This window comes from Microcoleus sp. Aus8_D2 (assembly GCF_036702665.1).
Lineage (GTDB): Bacteria > Cyanobacteriota > Cyanobacteriia > Cyanobacteriales > Microcoleaceae > Microcoleus.
In genome coordinates this window covers 29,297-49,730 of sequence record NZ_JAUBUN010000015.1, presented here as the reverse complement: position 1 = coordinate 49,730, position 20,434 = coordinate 29,297, and the positions used below count along the sequence as shown (strand labels likewise).

General features: G+C 46.5%; 17 protein-coding genes. 11 read left to right on the top strand and 6 right to left on the bottom strand.

The window, feature by feature from the left end:
- The first annotated feature begins 136 nt into the window (after positions 1-136).
- Positions 137-808: a hypothetical protein gene (locus QUB64_RS14220; RefSeq protein ID WP_333274795.1), complete on the top strand. Its 672-nt coding sequence runs from the start codon at positions 137-139 to the stop codon at positions 806-808.
- A gap of 300 nt (positions 809-1,108) precedes the next feature.
- Here QUB64_RS14220 and QUB64_RS14215 read toward each other — a convergent pair whose 3' ends face one another.
- Entirely contained in the window at positions 1,109-1,231 is a 123-nt protein-coding gene (locus QUB64_RS14215; RefSeq protein ID WP_333325487.1) for a hypothetical protein, read from the bottom strand.
- 27 nt (positions 1,232-1,258) lie between these two features.
- Positions 1,259-1,771 carry a phycobiliprotein lyase gene (locus QUB64_RS14210; protein ID WP_333276963.1) on the bottom strand — a complete coding sequence of 171 codons (513 nt, stop codon included), beginning with the start codon at positions 1,769-1,771 and terminating at the stop codon, positions 1,259-1,261.
- A gap of 410 nt (positions 1,772-2,181) precedes the next feature.
- On the opposite strand from QUB64_RS14210, the gene QUB64_RS14205 reads away from it, so the two are divergent.
- Positions 2,182-2,367, top strand: a complete 186-nt coding sequence (locus tag QUB64_RS14205; protein ID WP_333276965.1) for a hypothetical protein — start codon at positions 2,182-2,184, stop codon at positions 2,365-2,367.
- A gap of 222 nt (positions 2,368-2,589) precedes the next feature.
- Positions 2,590-4,833 carry a hypothetical protein gene (locus QUB64_RS14200; protein WP_333276967.1) on the top strand — a complete coding sequence of 748 codons (2,244 nt, stop codon included), beginning with the start codon at positions 2,590-2,592 and terminating at the stop codon, positions 4,831-4,833.
- Between the two features lie 166 nt (positions 4,834-4,999).
- Here the strand turns inward: QUB64_RS14200 and QUB64_RS14195 are convergent, their stop codons facing one another.
- Together QUB64_RS14195 and QUB64_RS14190 are read right to left on the bottom strand one after the other, a co-directional pair.
- Entirely contained in the window at positions 5,000-6,409 is a 1,410-nt protein-coding gene (locus QUB64_RS14195; RefSeq protein WP_333276969.1) for a (Fe-S)-binding protein, read from the bottom strand.
- A 200-nt stretch (positions 6,410-6,609) separates the two neighbouring features.
- Positions 6,610-8,025, bottom strand: coding sequence for an FAD-binding oxidoreductase (locus tag QUB64_RS14190; RefSeq protein ID WP_333276971.1), 1,416 nt, complete (start codon positions 8,023-8,025; stop codon positions 6,610-6,612).
- Between the two features lie 85 nt (positions 8,026-8,110).
- Between QUB64_RS14190 and QUB64_RS14185 the strand changes: the two genes are divergently transcribed.
- From QUB64_RS14185 to QUB64_RS14175, 3 genes are all read left to right on the top strand, one after another.
- Positions 8,111-9,586 (top strand): ATPase domain-containing protein, encoded by a 1,476-nt coding sequence (locus QUB64_RS14185; RefSeq protein WP_333276973.1) that lies wholly within the window; start codon positions 8,111-8,113, stop codon positions 9,584-9,586.
- A gap of 441 nt (positions 9,587-10,027) precedes the next feature.
- Positions 10,028-10,399 carry a response regulator gene (locus QUB64_RS14180; RefSeq protein WP_333276975.1) on the top strand — a complete coding sequence of 124 codons (372 nt, stop codon included), beginning with the start codon at positions 10,028-10,030 and terminating at the stop codon, positions 10,397-10,399.
- Positions 10,396-11,556 carry an ATP-binding response regulator gene (locus QUB64_RS14175; protein WP_333276977.1) on the top strand — a complete coding sequence of 387 codons (1,161 nt, stop codon included), beginning with the start codon at positions 10,396-10,398 and terminating at the stop codon, positions 11,554-11,556. The genes QUB64_RS14180 and QUB64_RS14175 overlap by 4 nt, the downstream gene beginning before the upstream one ends.
- 330 nt (positions 11,557-11,886) lie before the next feature.
- Here the strand turns inward: QUB64_RS14175 and QUB64_RS14170 are convergent, their stop codons facing one another.
- Entirely contained in the window at positions 11,887-12,738 is an 852-nt protein-coding gene (locus QUB64_RS14170; protein WP_333276979.1) for a DALR anticodon-binding domain-containing protein, read from the bottom strand.
- 356 nt (positions 12,739-13,094) lie between these two features.
- Here QUB64_RS14170 and QUB64_RS14165 point away from each other — a divergent pair, with 356 nt between their 5' ends.
- The 5 genes from QUB64_RS14165 (at position 13,095) to QUB64_RS14145 (ending at position 18,358) form a co-directional block, all read left to right on the top strand.
- Positions 13,095-13,928 carry a Crp/Fnr family transcriptional regulator gene (locus tag QUB64_RS14165; RefSeq protein WP_369124822.1) on the top strand — a complete coding sequence of 278 codons (834 nt, stop codon included), beginning with the start codon at positions 13,095-13,097 and terminating at the stop codon, positions 13,926-13,928.
- A gap of 371 nt (positions 13,929-14,299) precedes the next feature.
- A complete protein-coding gene (locus QUB64_RS14160) occupies positions 14,300-14,968 on the top strand; it encodes an HAD-IB family phosphatase (protein WP_333276981.1) in 669 nt (222 codons plus the stop codon).
- A gap of 379 nt (positions 14,969-15,347) precedes the next feature.
- Positions 15,348-15,977 (top strand): methylthioribulose 1-phosphate dehydratase, encoded by a 630-nt coding sequence (gene mtnB / locus QUB64_RS14155; protein ID WP_333276983.1) that lies wholly within the window; start codon positions 15,348-15,350, stop codon positions 15,975-15,977.
- A gap of 137 nt (positions 15,978-16,114) precedes the next feature.
- Positions 16,115-17,149 (top strand): patatin-like phospholipase family protein, encoded by a 1,035-nt coding sequence (locus QUB64_RS14150; RefSeq protein WP_333276985.1) that lies wholly within the window; start codon positions 16,115-16,117, stop codon positions 17,147-17,149.
- A 759-nt stretch (positions 17,150-17,908) separates the two neighbouring features.
- Entirely contained in the window at positions 17,909-18,358 is a 450-nt protein-coding gene (locus QUB64_RS14145) for an REP-associated tyrosine transposase (protein WP_333276988.1), read from the top strand.
- Between the two features lie 211 nt (positions 18,359-18,569).
- Here the strand turns inward: QUB64_RS14145 and QUB64_RS14140 are convergent, their stop codons facing one another.
- A complete protein-coding gene (locus tag QUB64_RS14140) occupies positions 18,570-20,297 on the bottom strand; it encodes a pentapeptide repeat-containing protein (RefSeq protein ID WP_333276990.1) in 1,728 nt (575 codons plus the stop codon).
- Positions 20,298-20,434: the final 137 nt, after the last annotated feature.

The window sequence follows — 20,434 nt, the reverse complement described above, 5'->3', positions numbered from 1 at the left end:
TTCTCAATTCCCAAGGAAGAAGGACTAATAATCAGGTTCGCTCGGGGGGGACACCACTCCTGACTAATGACGGCAGGACTAATGACAACTGACAACTGACAACTGACAACTGACAACCGACTAATTACCAATTCCCATGACAGAAGTGACGGCAATATCTGCACAAGCAGCGGCTCTGCTGGTTCACTACGGTTTTGACCTAGGTGGCAAAAAAGCAGAGAAATTGGCGGGTGAATGGCTGACCAAGTATCCCGGCTCTTGGGTGCGTTTAGCAGTGGTTGAAGCGCTTTATCAAGGGCGCTACAAGGCTGTTTCTGTCGGACAGCTATTGAGTATGTGGCAGCGGATAGGCGAACCGCTTTATCATTTCAATCGAGAGTTTGAACGGTTAGTGTGCAACAATTTTCCTCAAAATTTAACCTTTGAAAGTGATGCTCAACTACCGCAGGACGAGAAAATTATATCGCACCCAAAATCGGAAGTCGGTGTCGCAGAATTAGATTTGCTCGAGCAGTCAGAAGCATTCGTCGATCGCGCGCCAGATGCAGAAGTCCCGAATACAGAGGCCCAGGAAACAGAAAAACTGCCCGCCGCGGACGATCGCACCAAAGAAAATACAGAAGTTGTAGTATATGAAGATGTGGATGTTACCGCCCTAGCCGATCGAGCTGAAGTCGATCGCCAATTAACCGACAAACCTGTACCAAAATCATTCCCAGGCGTCAAACACACTGATTTTCACACCAAATTAAAAGCCGTTGCTCGAGAAGGGCGCAGAAAGAAGGGAGAAAGGACAAATAAGGTCTGAATTTTGGGAATGAGATATAGCCCTTCTCACAAAGATGAAGTATGTCTGGTAATGGGTAATCGGTAATCGGTAATCGGTAATCGGTAATCGGTAATCGGTAATCGGTAATTGATAGTTCCTATATATTTCTGAGGTTTCTGGGAGTAAAGACGCTCTTTCATGCGTGTCTTCTCCCTGGTTATCGTAGCAAAATTTGGCATACCTCATCTTTATGAGAACCGCTATATAGCACAAAAAAAGTTTGAGTTTTGTCAAGCGCAAGCAATTCCCAATTCTCAATTCCCAATTACCAATTACCAATTACCAATTACCAATTACCAATTCCCAATTCCCAATTCCCAATTCCCAATTCCCAATTCCCAATTCCCAATTCCCAATTCCCAATTCCCAATTCCCAATGAAATCTGACTGCTTCTCTGCCAACTGTCAACTGTCCCAGGTCAACGAAAGTTAACTTTTCGGACTTGCTCCCATCCGAATTTCCGAACAAAAAGATGCTTGTTCCGTACCGTTAGCTTGCTTAACAACGCTAGTCCGCAGCCGCAGATTGGGGATGAGATACCACAGCCTTTCTTCAGCATGGACGGTATCTGATTCTGTAATCAATGTCAGCACATCGTCGCCGCCCATGATGTAGCGGCTGTTTCCCTTCTCTTGCAATACTTGGCCTTCGCTGGGATTGTCGGGATTGGGTACGATCGCTAATATTGTAGAACCAATTTGTTTAGCTTGGTTGCGATCGGGAGTACCATCCCAAGAAATCCGAACGCCCTTGAGGCCAGTTGAGGCCGGGTTAATCGAGTGCTGTTGGCAAAGTTTAACGACTGCTGCATCGCTAGCTGTCAGTATTTCTATTTTGAGGTCGGATTTACCTGCTTGCAATTCCCCAGAATTGAGATTGTGTACGGTGCGCTGGGAAAACCATTTGCCTGCACTTAACTCAAAAAACTCGATAACATCCATGAAATTTGTCTCTAAACTTAAATACTTCTTTATTTTCGATCGCGACTTGCGCGCTATCGAGTCAGAAACCCGGTTTCTTCCTGCGTACCTAGCCGTCAAACCAATGATTATAGCTATAAACCCGGTTTAAGAGTGCAAGTCCCACTCTATATTTTAAAGGAATGGGGCGCGCCTGCAAAACTTTCCGAGAGGTTTGGGTTTGGGTGCAGCAGATTGCAGGTGGGGCCGAGGTACGAAACCCAACCGGGGGGACATCAGCCTCGCAGATGCGACGGAATTGACAGCAAATTAGAGCATCCGGCATTGTATTTCGCTAAAAAAGTCTTGTTTGCACATCAAACAGGATGGCGAAATAGCAACCGCGCCCGACGCTATAGACGTTCTTGCATTGCTGAAACCCTTGCGTTCGATTGGGACTTCCATTTCTCGAATTCCTTCTGCGATCGCTCAAAAATTTTAGCTTGAGAGTGTTGGTCGATCGACCATCATTCCCCAAACACCAGATCTGTGAAGAAAAACAAAGATATATCTCAGATGGTTGTCGATCGATCGGCAGATTTGGCGCTGTAGAGTTGAATTATATTGGCGGCGGTTGATGGTAATCGCAGGTCTGGAAAATTCTCAAAGTAGACTCAGACTAAAAAACCAGCGATTCATCGAAGCATCACCAAACCGAGGGCAGCAGCCCGGTAGCAAATAGCCTTCAAATATGCCATGCTAAGTAAGCGAGCAAAGTACGCGATAAAACTTTCTCGTTCGAGTTTTGGGCAAGGTGCAGCTAGCGATCGCATACATTTAAAAAAGACATCCACAAATTTATGAGCGAGTTTACACAAGGGCTGGATAAAATGCAGGCCGCAGAACAGACGCACTGTTTGGGAATCCTGCCAAGTCAGCTAGCAGCGACTTCAGACTCAGATCAATTATACAGCTTACTAACAGATTACAATTTTATTGAAGCCAAGCTGTCAGCATCGGGAGTACAAGCGCTAATAGAAGATTACGATTTAGCAACAAGTCCCGATCCGATCGCCTCCGACCAAAAAGCCGACCAACTAAAATTAATCCAAGAAGCAATCCGGCTTTCTGCCCACATTATAAGCAAAGATCGAACGCAACTAGCAGCCCAACTAATTGCCCGCTTAATGCGCTTTGAAATTCCAGAAATTCAAGCACTGCTAGCACAAGCAAAACAGCAGAAACACCCCTGGCTGCGGCCGCTAACGCCCAGCTTTACTCCTCCTGGCGGCAGATTGCTGCGCACCCTCACCGGACATACAGATTGGGTACAAGCTGTAGCAATCACCCCCGACGGCAAGCGAGCAATTTCTGCATCCTCCGACCACACTCTCAAAGTTTGGCACTTAGAAACAGGATCAGAACTTTCCACCCTCAAAGGTCATCTTACCTACGTCAATGCTGTAGCAGTCACCCCAGACGGCACTCAAGTAATTTCCGGTTCTTGGGACAATACTATTAAAATTTGGAATTTAGAAACAGGAACAGAAATATTGACATTTGCCGGCGATACTTTTGCAGTAGAAGCTGTAGCAGTAACTCCCGACGGCAAGCGAGTAATTTCTGGTTCCTGGGACGGCAGCATAAAAGTTTGGGATTTGTCAACAGGGGCCGCGATTTTCAACCTCAAAGGTCACAGCAGTTTTGTCCAGTCCGTAGCAGTAACTCCCGACAGCAAGCGGTTGATTTCCGGGTCAGGCGACAACAGCATTAAAGTCTGGAACCTAGAAACAGGAAAAGAACTCTTTACCCTTACCGGTCACGCAGATTGGGTAAAAGCAGTAGCAGTAACTCCCGACGGCGAAAAAATAATTTCCGGCAGTTACGACGGCACAATCAAAGTTTGGAGTTTGAGTGCGAGAGAAAAACTTTTTACTTTAGGAATTCACAGCAGTTTCGTCCAAGCTGTAGCCGTCAGTCCCGACGGAAAACGAGTAATTTCGGCAGCAGGCGACAAAACGCTGAAAGTTTGGAATTTGGAAAGAAAAGAAGAACTCTTCACTTTTACCAATCATATCGCCCCTGTGAATGCTGTAGCTGTTACCCCCGACGGTAAGCGGATAGTTTCTGGTTCCTCTGACAAAACTCTGAAAGTTTGGCACTTAGAAATAGGTAAAGAAAATGTATCATGTGCCGGTCACGATGACTGGGTAAATGCTGTAGCAGTGACGGCGGACGGTACCAAAGCGATTTCCGGTTCGGGAGACAACAGCATTAAAGTCTGGAATCTCAAAAACGGAGAGGAACTTTTTGCTATTCCCGGTCATAAAGATTGGGTAAAAGCAATCGCTGTTACCCCGGACAGCAAGAGAATAGTTTCAGGTTCCGGTGACAAAACTGTTAAAGTTTGGAATCGGGAAACAGGAGAGGAAATCTTTACTTTAAAAGGTCATACAGATTGGGTAAATTCTGTTGCTGTTACCCCGGACGGCAGGCTGGTGATTTCCGGTTCCGGAGACAAAACTATTAAAGTTTGGAATCTGGAAACAGGAGAGGAAGTTTTTACGTTTTCAGGTCATACTGACGGTATAAAAGCTGTGGCAATTACTCCCGACGGCCAACGGATTATTTCGGCTGCGGGTGACAAAACCCTAAAAGTTTGGAGTTTGGGGAAACCCAAGAATATTTGGGCAAATTTATGGAATTTCGCCGTCAAAAATCTACTTTTTACTATCAAAGGTCATGAGAGTTTTGTCAATGCTGTGGCAGTTACGGCGGACGGCAAATGGGCAATTTCGGGTGGGCGGGAAAAAACTCTGAAAGTTTGGAATTTGTCAAGTAGAAAAGAAGTTTTTACTTTGGCAGGTCATGCGGATGCGGTAACATCTCTGGCGACTGTAGGAAATAAGGTGATTTCAGTTTCCGATGACAATACTCTGAAAGTTTGGGATTTGTTGAGTCGAAAAGTAGTTGCTACTTTCAGAGGAGATAGTGCTTTGAAAGCTTGCGCTATTGCACCGGATGGGGTGACAATTGTGGCGGCGGAAGCTTCGGGACAAGTGCATTTTTTGAAGTTGGAAGAGTCAGTAGTCAGTAGTCAGTAGTCAGTAGTCAGTTGTCAGTAGTCAGTTGTCAGTTGTCGTGGTTCCGATCGCACTTTTGGTAAACTTGAAAAGTGCGATCGGGCGTCTCGCCTGTAAATTGCTGCGGTTCCTAAAACCAATCTCACTCAGCAGCGAAAGCAGGGCGGACACCGCCCGCCCGAGCAAACTACTTCCTCTGCAACTGTACCCCACGAATAGAATAATCCAAAAGCTCGATCGGGTGCATCAAAGTAACAGCCTTCCCCTGCAACTCCAAATGCTTCTTAATTTGCAAAGAACAACCAGGATTAGAAGAAGCAATCAACTCGGCTCCAGTATTCAGCAAATTCTCCACCTTTTGCTGCCCCAAATCATCAGCCACCTCCGGCTGAAGCATATTATAAACCCCCGCACTCCCGCAACACAAAGCAGCATCCACAGGTTCTTTTAACTTCACACCAGGGATTTGTAGCAACAACTGACGCGGCTGCAAACTAATCTTTTGTCCGTGCAACAAATGACAAGCATCCTGATAAACAATTGTCAAATTGCCATCAATCAAAGGATTGAGTTTCGCCGTAATTCCCGCAGTTGCCAAAAACTCTTGCACGTCCTTCACATTAGCAGCAAACTTCTCAGCTTTCTCCCGATAATCCGGGTCATCAGCTAAAATGTGACCGTATTCTTTCAAAGTGTGGCCGCACCCAGCAGCGTTGATAATTACAAAATCAACCCCCGTATTTTCAAAGCTGTCAATCATTTGTCTCGCCAAAGATTTCGCCTGTTCGGCTTGTCCTTGATGTTCCGGTAAAGCAGCACAACATCCCTGACTTTTGGGAATCACAACCTCGCAACCGTTAGCCGTCAAAACACGCACCGTAGCCTCATTAACCGGCGAGAACAACAACCGCTGCACGCAGCCTAAAATCACGCCAACTCGATAGCGTTTCTCCCCTTGTGCGGGAATCACTTCTGGCAAATTATCCCGGAAAGAATCGACTGTTACCTTCGGTAAAATAGATTCCATCGCCGCCAAGCGAGGAAATACTTTTTTCAGCAAACCTGTTTGGCGAATTAGTTTTGGCAGTCCTAATTTTTGATAAATAAACAGCGGTACCAGCAACGGGCGCAATCTGTGAGGATAAGGAAAGAGATTAAAAATCAGAGTGCGAATTACATTGTCAGAAAAAGTGCGTTTTTGATTTCTGGTAACTTGGTGGCGAGTTGCAGAAATTAACTTGTCGTATTGCACGCCAGACGGACAAGTTGTGACGCAGGCCAAACAGCCCAAACAAGTATCGAAATGCTGCGAAGTTGCTTCATTTAAAGGTGCATCGCCTTCGTTGATTGCATCCATTAAATAAATGCGACCTCGGGGCGAATCCATTTCTTTTCCGAGTACGCGATAACTCGGACAAGTTGACAAGCAAAAGCCGCAGTGCACGCAAGTATCGATTAATTTGGGATCGGGCGGATTGTTGGCGTCAAAACCTGGGATTTCAAGGGTTTGTAAGTGGGGATTTTGGGCTAGGAAATTGCTTTCTTTCGCGGGTTTGAAATCTTCGTTAGGAATTTGAGATGTTTCTGAAGTTTGCATATATGGTAGAAAGAAGTTCGGCAACGGATTATTTAACGGATTTAACGGATAGAAGTCCGTCAAGCGAACACACACTCTTCTCTTCTCTTCTCTTCTCTTCCCCTCTCTTCCTTCGCGCTCTTTGCGCCTTCGCGGTTCGTTAAAAAAAATCTGGTTCACAAAAGACTTAGACAGGGATTTAACAAGGACTGAAGTCCTCACTACGAACCTTTTAAGATCAAGCGATCGCAATTTAAAATATTCTCCGGGTCAAACTCTTGCTTGATGCGGCGCATTAGATCGATCGCACTTCCAGTATAGCCCCAAACATCTAACCCTTGCTTGATGTGGGCTGGCGCAGCCAAAACCGTCAGAAAACCGCCTTTAGCTTCGCACGCCCTGCGTACCTGCAACAGCGTTTCGGCTGTCGCAGTCTCAAACCGTAAAACTCCCAAACCGCTGCCCGCATGAATCAAAGCATCCTGTACCGGCAACTCGTTAATTGCCTTGACAGCTTCCGACGGTCTGATACCTATTTTACAAATAATTGCTGAATTATTCCCAGAATTCCCGACTGTTTCTGGCAATCTTTGCCATAATTGATGCTCATCATTTTCGCCGCAGTTAGTGCCTTGCAAGCCCAACTTTTCGCCTACTTCCAGCAAGCGGGCTGATTGTTGTTTAACGCTTTCGGCGATGCTTTGAAATCTCACAACCAATCCCGAACCTTTACCCAAACTCAGTTTTTCTACTAACTGCGGTGACAGCAAATCAACGGCCGTCGGTGTCAGAGCAGAAGATAATAAGATTTGAGCAGCTTCGGCTAAAGCATTAGTTTCTCCTGTCAGTATGACAGTTCCCGATGATTCCGGCAGCGGATAAACTCGGAATGTTACTTGACTGATGACGCCTAATGTGCCGTAGGAACCGGTAAACAGTTTCATTAAGTCGTAACCGGCGACATTTTTCACAACTCGACCTCCGGCTGTAGCAATTTTACCGTCCGATCGCACAAAGCTAATTCCCAACAACAAATCGCGCACGCCCCGATAGCGGTGCCGCAGCGAACCCGTATCAGCAGTAGCGACAATCCCGCCCAAAGTTGCCTGTTGCGGATATGCAGGATCGATCGGCAAAAATTGACCTGATGCCCCTAAAATTTCCTGCAAATCGGCAAACTTCATGCCCGCCTCCGCAGTCACGGTTAAATCGCCCACAGCGTGTTCTACCAGACGATTCAGGCGCGCCGTGCTCACAGCCGCGATCCCCCCTGCATCAGGATATCCCCCTAAATCCCCCTCCCGGGGGACTTTGACAACATCTTGCTCCCCCCTTGTTAAGGGGGGCTGGGGGGGATCGGGGTCAAATTTAACTAAACCGCCCCAATCGAGTTTGCTGCCAGTACCACAAGGCAAGACTGCACAGTGATTTTGCGCGGCCCAAGCAATCACCGCCGCGAGTTCTTCCTGAGTATTGGGATAAACGGTACAGGCTATTGAAGTACCGGGGGCAACTGCTTTTTCTACCCGTTCTTGCCAAAATGCCTCTGTGTCTTGCTGCGGACAGATGCCAGAACTGCCTACAATGCTTTCTAATTCTTGTATGCTAACGTAATTGTCGGTAGAAAAAGATTTCATGAAGGTTATCGGACGCCCGGTAAAAAAAATTATCAAAACACCGCCTAAAACCATTAAATATTAATACGGGCCCGATATTCTAAACATGAACAAACAAATGTCTCAAAACCGACTTTCAGTAGGAGTTACCGGTCTCAACGAAGTGATTGACGGCGGCCTGATTGCTCAGCGCTCTTATCTGGTACGCGGCGGCCCGGGTACTGGTAAGACTACCCTGGGCTTTCATTTTTTGGCTGCTGGTCTGGCTCTGGGAGAAACGCCCCTGTTTATTACTTTAGGAGAACCGGAAGCGCAATTGCGCGCCAATGCTGAAAGTCTCGGTTTTGACATCGAGGCGATCGCCTTCCTCGATTTGAGCCCATCCTCTGAATTTTTTACTGAAGTTCAAACCTACGATATTTTCTCGCCGTCGGAAGTTGAGCGAGAACCAACTACACAAAAAATTATTGAGCGAGTCCAAGCTGTCAAGCCACAACGGGTGTTTTTGGATGCGATTACTCAATTTCGCTACTTGGCTGCGGATGAGTTTCAGTTTCGCAAGCAGGTTTTGTCTTTTCTGCGGTTTTTGGTGGAAGGGGGGGCGACGGTGGTTTTCACCTCAGAAGGCACATTAAGCGCTCCCGACGACGATTTGCAATTCATCAGCGACGGTGTAATTTACTTGGAATTGCGGCCGGAAGGGCGTACTCTGTCTGTCACTAAGCTGCGCGGTTCCTACTTCCGCGACGGCCGCCATTCGCTGCGCTTGACTCAGGCTGGGATGGAGGTGTTTCCACGGCTGCTTCCGGACAACTACCAACAGGATTTTGTGGCTGAACCGATTTCTGCTGGGGTTCCAGAAATGGACGAACTGCTGCACGGAGGACTGGAACGGGGGACTGTGACTGTCGTCAGCGGGCCTAGCGGTGTGGGTAAGACGACGGTGGGGATTCAGTTTATGAAGGAGGCGGCGGGAAGGGGGGAGCGATCGGTAGTTTACATCTTTGAGGAGTCAATTTCTACTCTGCTGCGCCGCTGCGAATCAGTTAACATCCCGGTTGGGGCGATGATAGCCCAGGGAAGCCTGTCGGTGATACCTGTGGAACCTTTGCTGTATTCGCCGGATCAGTTTGCGAATATGGTACGGCGAGAGGTGGAACAGGAAAAGACGCGGATTGTGATGATTGACAGTATTTCTGGCTATCAGCTTTCGATGCGGGGGCAAGATTTGGTGAACAATTTGCACGCTTTGTGCAAGTATCTCAAGAATATGGGAGTTACGGTGATCTTGATTAATGAGATAGAAGGGATTAGCGGAGATTTTCGGCTGACCGAGATTGGGATTAGTTATTTGGCGGACAATCTTCTGTTTATCCGCTATCTGGAACGCCAACTGCATAATAGAACAGAAATCCGCAAGGCGATCGGCGTAATTAAAAAACGAGTCAGCAATTTCGAGAAAACTCTGCGAGAACTCGATATTACTCGCTACGGCATCAAAGTCAGCAAACCGATACGGGGGCTGCGCGGCATTTTGAGCTCGGCGCCGATGTGGGGTGAGGGGGGAGCGGATGAGGATTGAATCGGGGTGTGCGGTGCTTTTTTTGGTCAATGGCGGCTAATTTGGGAGTTGTGAATCGACTAATACAGTAAGTAGCGCGCACCGTGCGCCTCACCAATAGCTTAATTTCTGGGAAAGTTAAATCTCTTGGTAAAATTCTGTATTTGAGGACTTTGACAGAACTTACGCACGGGGGCTAGAAACCCGGTTTCTGCGAAAAATTTGCGTTTATTGACGATAAATTTAGGAAGAAACCGGGTTTCTGAAGTCGCAACTTTGGCAAGCTCGCCGAAAAGCAAGCCAATACCAGTTGAAAAAAAATACAACTGTAGGCGACTGCTCCAAACTCATATATAATCAATCATTCCCCAATCTAAAATTTAAAATCTAAAATCTAAAATCTAAAATCTAAAATCTAAAATCTAAAATCTAAAATCTAAAATCGTCAGAGGACGCTGATCGATGACTTGCAACTCAATAATTTTAGCGGTAGACCGCAATCAGCGAAACTTGCAACTCCTAGCACAATTTCTCAACAAAGAAGGATACCAGACGAGCGCGGCTTCTAGCTTGGAAGAGGTTGCACAAGCGATCGGCGAGCCTGCTAGAATCGGGATGGCTTTAGTAGATATTTCTGGTTTTGACCGCCGGATTTGGGACTGCTGCGAACAACTGCGAAATCACCAAATCCCTTTTTTGATACTTTCGCCCAAACAAAGCGCTGTCATTCAGCACGAAAGCTTCTCCCGCGGTGCTCGGAGTATGTTGGTAAAACCTTTGATCGTTAGAGATTTGCTGTCCATTGTTCACAGCTTGCTAGGAGAACCTGCGTGAGTCAAATTTTATTGCTTGTCGAACAGAAAGAAAATCGCCGCCTGTTATTAGAATGGCTGGCAGTTTACTATGAGGTATTGCTGCCCAATTCAACGGAAAATATTGATGAAATTTTACCTTTTAATCAATCTTTTGACCTGGGGATAATTGACGGTCTTGCCCTGAAACGCCACTGGAAATGGGTAGCCGCTCAAAAACAGGCAGAAGACCCGGTGTGCTTGCCTTTTCTGTTGATTACATCCCGCTCGGATGTCGGGATGGCAACGCGATTTATTTGGCAAACTATTGACGATCTAATTATCGCTCCGATCGAGAAGATAGAATTGCAAGCGCGGGTGGAGATTTTGCTGCGATCGCGCCAGTTGTCTTTAACTCTTAAATTGTCTCACGACCAACTCGATCGCAGCCTGCAAACAGCAAAAGAACTCAACGATATGAAAACCTCTTTGCTGTACATGATTGCCCACGACGTTCGCAATCCTTTAAACTTCATCATCGGTACTACGCAAGTTCTTGCCCGGTACAAATCGAAATTATCAGATGATAGAACACAAGAACTGCTTGACAAAACTCAAGTTGCAGCAAAAAGCATCGATCAGTTATTAGATGACGTTCTGTTGCTCGGCCGATCGGAGTCAGGAAAAATCGTGTTTTGCTTGCTACCCCTAGACTTAAAAAAGTTTTGTAATGAGTTGGTAGCAGAATTTCAAAGCAGCCTGAAATTGAAGCCTCAAACTGATGTGGTGAAGCTGATTTTTGTGGATCGCAGTCAATCGGCGATGGCGTGTTTGGAGGAAAGCTTGCTGCGGCGCATTCTCAGCAATTTGCTGTCAAATGCTATTAAGTATTCTCCTCCTAATACTCAAGTAATATTTGAATTAAAAGTCACTGAAACAGAGGTAATTTTTTCGGTAGAAGATGCCGGAATTGGCATACCTTTAGCAGACCAAGAACGGCTGTTTGATTCGTTTTACCGGGCGAAAAATGTCGGTATAATTCCCGGTACTGGACTGGGGCTGAGCATTGTTAAAAAATGTGTGGACTTGCACGGGGGCGAAATTACATTGAGCAGTGAAGAAGGCGTGGGTAGTACGTTTACTGTAAGGCTGCCGATCGCCAAACTGGAAGAACCGCAACTGTCGCCTGCAACGCCTTAAACTAGATGCAGGAACGATCTTGGGATATTCAGTATGGAAGTCGCAGATGTAATCGCGCTAGTCCATCCGGCGATCGCAGTAGCGCTAGTTTTCAAATGGTTTGATCGTTCGGACTTTAGGAATGAAAATTTAATAACTTAAACACCTCAATCAGTCCTCTCTCCTATAAGCTGCGAGCTAAAGGGAGGCTCTTCCTCGCCCCAGAAGCGTTACTTTCGCTCTGCGAAAGTAACGAGCAAGTCGCTTAAGTTATTAAATTGCCATTCCTTAGTCCTCTGATTTTTATGAGGACTTGCATTCCGAACGCTCAAACATTTTTTATGAGTGAAATCAAAGTTCTATGGGAGCAACGGCGCTCAATAACTCTTCTAAGATAAATCGCAGCAAAGATTGAGTTGCTAATACTAAACCCAATCGGGATTGAGCAAGTTTTGGCTGTTCAGTTTTAACTTCTCCCCAAATTCTGCACTGACTGTAAAAAGTCTGAAAGGCTTCGCTTAAATTATTGGCTAATTTTAAATAATTGACGGGTTTTTCGCGGTTTTCTACCTCCCAAATAGGCGATAAATTGTCTAGCACTGTTAACAGTTGCGAAATTAAATTGCTTTCGGCTGGATGTACTAATCGCAGCCGATCGCCCTTGTCAACCCAAGGAATAGGATTTGGGGCCGCCAGCGACCAAATTTGCGGCGCTCTGGTGACATCCGGCTGTGCGATCGAGATTAGGCGATCGCGGTGGGCCATTCGCAGCAGGGAACAGCAGCGCGCGTGGCTGTACTGAATGGGAAACAGCCGATCGGCACACACAACAGGAGATAAGATTCGATATTCTGGAACAGGGAGGAAATTTTGAGCTAATCGCTGCAACCAGAAAGCTAAACCCGCATCAGTCAACTCCAGCTCAATTATGCCAGCCGGTGCGGCTTTAACGGTGAAATCTGGCCAACACAGCGGTTCGAGAGTTTCGGCCAACTGTGCGGCGATCGCCTGCGGTGTCTGCTGCCAAGTTTTAGCCAATTTCAGGGCGATCGCAGACACGTACAGCACCCGCGCGCTATTTTTACCCCGATTTAAGGGAATTTCGGTCATTGTCCCCTGCTGGGCGATCGCGCCCTGGAACCTTAAGAGCAAGAAACACTTCACTGTAACTTCGGGGCACTGGGAGATATTTGCTGTATCCATATCGGCTGCTCCTGCGGTAAAAGTGCTTAGAGACTGTTACCACTTGCGCTATTCTTGTACGTTAAACTGCTGATGTCAGAGATAGTCTATCGGCTTCTCTCGGCTGGCATATATCGAAGCAATCAGCTTTATAGCGATTTTGGGGCTAAATATACAATAATTTACGATCGAATCTTTGCTGAATTATACTATTTTGATGTATTTTTTGCTACATTGAATTTTTCGGTAAAACAGAGAAGAGTCAGCACAGTTAAGAAGCGTGCAAGCTCGATCGGGGGTTGGTTGTCTCACTTTGTATCGCACTGCTGGCAGAAGCTGTTTTTCTCACTGATTAAATATATCCCAGAGCCTCACTTATGCAATCAACTTCCACACCTCTAGAAACTATCGATCGACCTTTTATCACCTGGCAGCGAATTATCGACTGGGCCCAGGAACACTACCGCTGCCGAACTTTTAGCAAAGACGAGAAGATTCCAGCCAGACCCGGACTGCTGTATTTAGTCCAGAAAGGCTCTGTGCGGCTCGTAGGCAGCGCTCAAGTTAGCGCCACCTCGAAATCGTCAAAATCCACTGACAAAACTACAGAAGAAGCTTTTTTGGGCTTCGTCGGCGCCGGTCAGCCCTTTGAACTGGTTGCTCAGTCTCCGTTTACTCTCCAAGCTTACGCCCATGCCGATCACACTCACGTAGTGTGGATGTACTGGCACGACTTGGATAATTGGCCTCACTTTCGCAGGGAAATTTTGGATGCGTTTCGCTACCAGCACCAGCGAAAACTGCTCTGGCTAAGCACTTTGGGACAGCGCCGGACGATCGACAGATTGCTGGGTTTTCTCACTTTGTTGATCGAAGAGTTCGGCGAACCCTACGTAGGTGACGGAGAACCGGATGTGGTTCGGGGCTATCGGTTGCCTTGGGCCTTGACTCACGCTCAAATTGGCAGCGCCATCGGCTCGACGCGGGTAACGGTGACGCGGCTGATGGGTAAGTTGCGATCGAAAGGTTTGATTAATACTGAGGATGATAATTTAATCTGTTTGCCTGCTAAGGCTACTCCCCAAAAGACGAAAAATCAAAAGCAGGATGTAGAAGCATTCCTCGAAGACGATTTCAATGATTCTCTGGATGACGATCTCGATGAAGATTTCGACGACGATCTGGATGACGACCTCGAAGAATCTGCATAAAAATCCTGCGGGGGATTGCCAACAAACAGCGGTTAGCTATTATAGCAACCCCCTTGAAGGAGAGGACACTCTTAATTCCCGAAACTCTTGCGGAAGATAGCTGTTTTCTTCTTCTCCCTTCCCCCTTCCTAATAACGTTCGATCGCAGGGACAGCAAAATATGATTACTGCCCACTGCCCACTGACAACTGTCAACTGTCAACTGTCAACTGTCAACTGTCAACAGTCAACAGTCAACAGTCAACAGTCAACTGTCAACAGTCAACTGTCAACTGTCAACTGTCAACTGTCAACTGTCAACTGTCAACTGACTTCTTCGGTGTACGATGAGTTGTGTAAACTTTTCCCGTTCTCGAACGGTGCGACTGACAATGACCGATGACAAGCAAAAATCTCCAATCGCGAACAATCAGCAACGGGTGGTATTCTGCGACTTTGACGGCACGATAACTGTTGAAGAAACTTTTGTGGCAATGCTCAAGCATTTTGCACCGGAATTGTCGTCTCAACTGATGCCGGAAATGTACGCGAGAAGGCTGAGTTTGCGATCGGGCGTGCGGCAGTTATTAGAGTCTATTCCCTCGGAATGTTATGGGGAAATTGTGGAATTTTCTAGGGGAAAGCTGATGCGGCCGGGATTGGTGGAATTGCTGGATTTTTTGGACGAGCAAAGGGTGGATTTTGCGATCGTTTCCGGTGGCCTTCGGATTATGGTAGAGACGGTTATGGGCGATTTGGTACACCGGGCGATCGCAATTTATGCTGTGGATGTGGACGCTAGCGGCCCTCTCTTGCAAGTCAATTCTGAGTTTGAAGGAGATGCGGAATTGGTGTCTAAGGTGCGGGTGATGAGCCTGCACCCGGCCCAGGAACAGGTGGCGATCGGAGATTCTCTGACGGATTTTAACATGGCTTTGCAGGCGAACTCTGTGTTTGCGCGCGATCGGCTTGCCGAGTATCTGGACGAACAGCAAAAGCCGTATACTAAATGGGATAATTTTTTTGACGTGTTGGAAACTTTGTCCCTGAAATGGAATTGAAACTCAACTAGAAATTGCGCAAAAATCGCACTCTAGGCTATATGTATTGGTAAGGTGCGCACGGGTGGTGTCAACTTAACACTAAAGTCCTTTGTATCTCGTTTGTTGTCGAGTCTCGATCCCCCTCGCATCCCCCTTAAAAAGGAGGACTTTGAATGCTTCTTGTCCCCCCCCCTTAAGAGAATGCTTCTTGTCCCCCCCTTAGGTCGGGGGAGTAGGGGGCAAGAATTCGGGGGGATCTGGGCATAGTCGCCAAACAACAGTCTGTGACTACGTTTGACGTTAAGTTCACACCAATGGTACCCATCAGCACATTTAGATAAGCCAGCGCAATTCAAATCAACATAAAAATAGATAAAAAGCTGAGGATTTGCACAGAATGAGTGGCGATTTGAGATCGGATTTAATTGCAGCAGCCAAACATTTTTACGATCGCGGTTGGATGGCTGGGACTGCTGGTAATCTTTCAGCCCGCTTACCAGACGGCAGTTTTTGGGTAACAGCGAGCGGCCGCGCCAAAGGGCAGTTAACCCCTTCAGATTTTATCAGAATGAGCTCCGACGGTGCGATCGTCGAGCAACCTGTTCCCGACAGCCGCCCTTCCGCCGAAACCAGCATTCATTTAGCCGTTTACAATTGTTTTCCAGACGCTAAAGCTTGCTATCACGTGCACTCGATCGAGGCAAATTTAGTTTCTCGGCTAACAGCGGGGGATTCAGTGCCTTTACCTGCGATCGAAATGCTGAAAGGTTTGGGGGTGTGGGAGGAAAACCCGCAGGTGGCGATGCCCCTATTTCCAAATTATTTGGAAGTGCCTAAGATAGCCAAGGAAATTTGCGAATATTTTGCCGTTTGTGCGCCTTCTGTACCAGCGTTGTTAATTCGGGATCACGGCATCACAGTCTGGGCAGACTCACCAGCCGCCGCCTACAATTACGTAGAAATTGTAGAATATATTTTTCGCTACACGATCGCAGCCAGCCAATTAAATTTAAATTTGAGATGTTAGATTAGGACAGTCTTGGACGCAAAATCTAATATATGTAGGGTGCGCCTCGGCGCACCTTGCCGCTAAGTATGGTGTCAAACCACTTTTTGAGTCCAGGGCTGTACCAAACGAGCAAACATCGAAAAGAGGCAAAAAATATGGCTAAATATACCAGAGTTTTATCCATAGATGGAGGCGGAATTAGAGGGATTATCCCCGCGCAAGTTGGAGTTAGCATTGAGTCAAAGCTGCAACAAAAAAGCGGCAATCCAGATGCCAGAATAGCTGACTATTTTGATTTAATCGCCGGCACGAGTGCGGGAGGAATTTTAACCTGCCTCTATTTGTGTCCCGATGCCAAAAATCCCAGCAGGCCTCGGTGGACTGCCCAAGATGCTGTTAATTTTTCCATCAAGAGCGGCATCGACGTTTTTCAGAGTTCATTTTTGAAAGAACTCCAATCTCTAGACGGTTTGATAGATGAGAAATATCCGAGCGATGCGTTAGAAAAATTCTTTTTGGAAACTTTTAAAGATTGCAAACTCAGCGAACTGCTGAAACCTTGTTTAATTTCCAGTTACGATGTCGAAAATAGAAAAGCTCACTTTTTCAATCAAATAGATGCTAAAAAATGTCTAGCAGCAGACTATTTTATCAGAGATATCGCCCGAGCCACATCTGCCGCTCCTTCTTACTTTGAACTTCCCAAAATCTACTCTTTCACAAACAAATCCTACGCTTTAATTGACGGGGGAGTATTCGCCAACAATCCCGCACTTTGTGCCTATGCGGAAGTGAGAACTAAATTAAAAATTCCCGATCCTCGCTCCGACAAAGGCCCGACAGCAAAAGATATGGTAATTTTATCGCTGGGGACGGGACAAGCTAAGAAAAAATTCCCCTACGAAGAAGTGAAAGATTGGGGTAAAGTTGAGTGGGTTCAGCCTTTGATTAATATCATGATGACGGGAGTTGCTGAAACTGTAAATTATCAAATGATCCAAATTTTTGATGCAATTGAAAAACCCTATCAATATTTAAGAATTAGTCCTGATTTGAGCGAGGAAGAACCGCTGCCAATTGATGATGCCTCGGCAGAGAAAATATCGACTCTGGTGAGCCTTGGCAAGGATCAAGCCTCCAAGTCTAACAAAGATTTGGATAAGTTTATCGATTTGTTGCTTGCCGAGTAATCATGGAATTTTAGATTTTAGATTTTAGATTTTGGATTGAAGAATTGCAGAATTGAAAAGACTGATGATTGCACAAAATCTATCAGTCCCAATCTAAACTCTTAACTATAAAATGACATAACAACCAACCGCAGTCATATTGTAGGGTGGGTTGGGCGCGGCGATTAACTTAAGTCACCCATAAATCAATACGGTTTACTTAAGACCGATCCCCCCTTAACTTGCCCCCTACTCCCCCTTAAAAAGGGGGGAAGAAGAAAGCCCTTAAAGTCAACCCCTACTCCCCTTGCTTTCGGGGGATGCGAGGGGGATCTCCGGGTATAAGGAATCGATCGTGAACCGTATTGACCCATAAATAAATCTTCAACCGCGCCTAACCCACCAATTAAAAAAAAGAATGCAACTTTATGCCAACTAGAAACTCATACAGCATCAATCAGTGCAAATCTAAAATTTAAAATTTAAAATCTCAAATCGTCTAACCGGGAGCATCTCAGTTTTGCATTTTATAGTGCGAGCTGTCGCGAGCTCGCGTATTGTATAATACAATACGGTTAACTTAACGCTTTTTGACGAATTTCCGAGCGCTATTTTATAGGCAATACAGGCATTTTTTGCTCGTCAGATTGTTCTTAAGTTAACCGTATTGTTGTATAATACGCTCTTCGTGGATGTTCGCACTCAAAGAAAAAATGCTTTTTACAAAAATGAGATGCTCCCTCGCACTCGATCCAATTTGCAATTAAATGAGGTGAATAAATGTCATTAAAACAAGATTTTATTCAATTACCACTCCCCAAGAATATCCATTTTATAACATTCGTTACATGGGAAAGACTAGAGCTAACTCCACCAGCTCGACAAGTTGTTCTAGATTCTACCCTGCACTTTCACAACCAAAGATATCAACTATTTGCTGCCGTTATTATGCCAGACCACGTACATCTTTTGCTTCAGCCTTTTCCAAAGTCTGACTCTCAAAACTGGTCAATTGGAAGCCGGCTGCACAGTATTAAAGGCTTCTGTTCTACAGAAATTCCTAAAGTAATGAAGCAGAGCGGTAAAGTTTGGCAAGATGGGCGACACGCGGAAATTATTAACAGCCACCAACATTTTATCAATACATGGGAATATATCAAACAAAATCCTGTCAAAGCTAACTTGTCAGATACGCCTCAAAAATATCCTTTTTTCTGGGAAAACAGCTAATCTGACCAACAGTGCGATCGTCCCCGCTCGCGGCCCGGGGTGAAACACGCGATCGAACAAAAACAGTGCTGTCCCCGCTCGCGGGCTTTCGAGAAACTCGCGGGCTTTTGTGTACGCAGAAACAGTGCGAGCGTCGCCGCTCGCGGCCGTGGGGTGAAATACGCGATCGATTCATTCCCACAAAAATCGATTCACTCCCACAAAAATCGATTTATTCCCACAAAAGGGCGATCGCAAACCGCACCGCTTCCCCCATCATCGAACAGCGAACGCTCGCGGAGGCCGTTTTCTCCCACCTCAGCAACTGTTCCCGAAAACCCGCGTCTTGCTTGGCCCGCTGCACGATCGCCTGACTGATAACTTTCTTCTGAATTTGCTCTGTCGGGATACCTTGCTGCTTCAAATAATCCAACAACCGCTGCACGCTTTCGGAGAATTTATCCGGCGTTTGAGACATCAAAATAAACGAAATTTGGCGCACCATTCGCTGATAGATTTCCTGCCTTCTGAGCAATACCTCCTTTTGGCTCGGCATCGCCGGCTGCGGTGTTGCTGACTCCTCCTGCGAACCGTTATCAGCAACAGCCAAGTCGAGCAAACTCAAAATTTCAGTACCCTTAGCTAAAACCTTTTCCAACATATCTGGATAAAGCGCCAATATGCGATCGCCCAAAATCTTGCCATTCACCAAACGGTTCGCGCTCAGCCGCAGTAAATTTTGTTCTCCCGCCGACTCAAAAAATTGCACGTTCAACTCGAGTTCGCAGCTCTCCAACTCCACCCGACGCAGCGTAAAAACCAAAGCCTCCCAATTAAGAGATTGGGCAAAACACACCTCCACAATCGAGCTTTCCTGTTGATGCTGCCGCCCCAATTCCCCCGACTCAAAATCGCGATCGACCGGAAAGCGATTTGCCGCAACTTTCGCAGTATAATCAAACTTAGTAAAAAAATAGCGACAGTCAACTTTCGACAGATCGACATCTTGAACCTGCCAATTTTGAATGCAGCAACCCGTAAGCTGCGCCCCCTCCAAATTCGTCCGAATCAAACGGCACTCAATCAAACAAGCTTCTCTTAAATCCGCCTCAGCCAACATCGCATCCATCAAATAAGCGCCGCTCAAATCAGCTTTCCGCAAATCAGCACTGCGCAAATTAGCTTCGCTCAAATCCGCCCGCAGCAAATACACTTCTTGCAAGTTAGCTCGCACCAAAAGCGCCTGCTTAAAACTCGCTTTCAACAGATAAGCACCCGCCAGATTAGCTCGACTCAAATCAGCCCGATCTAGCACCGCCTCAGTCAAATCCGCCCCCGCCAGCACTGCTCGGTGCAAGTCAGCACCTGTCAGATTTGCCGATCGCATTTGAGCACCGTTCAAGTCAGCTTCAATCAAATTTACACCGCTCAAAATTGCCGATCGCAAATTCGCTTCCACCAAATGCGCTTCCCGCAAATTAGCACCCGTCAAATTCGCACCAACAAGACTCGCGCGGTTGAGATTCGCCTCCATCAATTCCGCCGCCATCAACTGCGCGCCGTCGAGTTTAGCTTTTTCCAAATTAATTTGGTCAGATTTAACGTTTTGAAGATTAGCACCGCCCAAATCCGCCTCAGGTAGCGCCGCCCAATTAAGATCCGCTGCTTCCAAACAACCCAGGCGCAAATCCGCTTTCGCCAGATTTGCTCCGCTCAAATTTGCCCCGCTCAGATTCGCCCCAGCCATCCCCGCACTGCGGAGATCCGCGCGGCGCAAACAAGCCCCAATTAACTTAGCATTGCTCAAAAAACACCAGCTCAAATTAGCACCCGTCAAGTTAGCACCAGTTAAGTCTATTTCTCGAAGGTTGACACCGCTTAAACTAGCACCGCTGAGGTCAATATGAGCAAAGTTGCGCTCTCCCTCTTGGTAGCGCTGTAAAAATTCCTGTATTTGCATTCGCAGGGGAAGGGGAAGGGGAAGGGAAGGAAAAAACGATTTCTCGTCCCGTAAAATAACAGTTATCAAGTTTGTAGTGAGGACTAAAGTCCTCTGGTTTTATGCGGACTAAAGTCCTCACTACAAACCATTCTCAC

Bases quoted from the DNA above. Each gene is read 5' to 3' on its own strand.
- QUB64_RS14190 (WP_333276971.1), bottom strand. From the start codon at position 8,025: ATGAAATCTTTTTCTACCGACAATTACGTTAGCATACAAGAATTAGAA.
- QUB64_RS14140 (WP_333276990.1), bottom strand. From the start codon at position 20,297: ATGCAAATACAGGAATTTTTACAGCGCTACCAAGAGGGAGAGCGCAAC.
- QUB64_RS14160 (WP_333276981.1), top strand. From the start codon at position 14,300: ATGACCGATGACAAGCAAAAATCTCCAATCGCGAACAATCAGCAACGG.
- QUB64_RS14210 (WP_333276963.1), bottom strand. From the start codon at position 1,771: ATGGATGTTATCGAGTTTTTTGAGTTAAGTGCAGGCAAATGGTTTTCC.
- QUB64_RS14180 (WP_333276975.1), top strand. From the start codon at position 10,028: ATGACTTGCAACTCAATAATTTTAGCGGTAGACCGCAATCAGCGAAAC.
- QUB64_RS14150 (WP_333276985.1), top strand. From the start codon at position 16,115: ATGGCTAAATATACCAGAGTTTTATCCATAGATGGAGGCGGAATTAGA.
- QUB64_RS14195 (WP_333276969.1), bottom strand. From the start codon at position 6,409: ATGCAAACTTCAGAAACATCTCAAATTCCTAACGAAGATTTCAAACCC.
- QUB64_RS14145 (WP_333276988.1), top strand. From the start codon at position 17,909: ATGTCATTAAAACAAGATTTTATTCAATTACCACTCCCCAAGAATATC.
- QUB64_RS14165 (WP_369124822.1), top strand. From the start codon at position 13,095: ATGCAATCAACTTCCACACCTCTAGAAACTATCGATCGACCTTTTATC.
- QUB64_RS14185 (WP_333276973.1), top strand. From the start codon at position 8,111: ATGAACAAACAAATGTCTCAAAACCGACTTTCAGTAGGAGTTACCGGT.
- mtnB (WP_333276983.1), top strand. From the start codon at position 15,348: ATGAGTGGCGATTTGAGATCGGATTTAATTGCAGCAGCCAAACATTTT.
- QUB64_RS14220 (WP_333274795.1), top strand. From the start codon at position 137: ATGACAGAAGTGACGGCAATATCTGCACAAGCAGCGGCTCTGCTGGTT.
- QUB64_RS14170 (WP_333276979.1), bottom strand. From the start codon at position 12,738: ATGGATACAGCAAATATCTCCCAGTGCCCCGAAGTTACAGTGAAGTGT.
- QUB64_RS14200 (WP_333276967.1), top strand. From the start codon at position 2,590: ATGAGCGAGTTTACACAAGGGCTGGATAAAATGCAGGCCGCAGAACAG.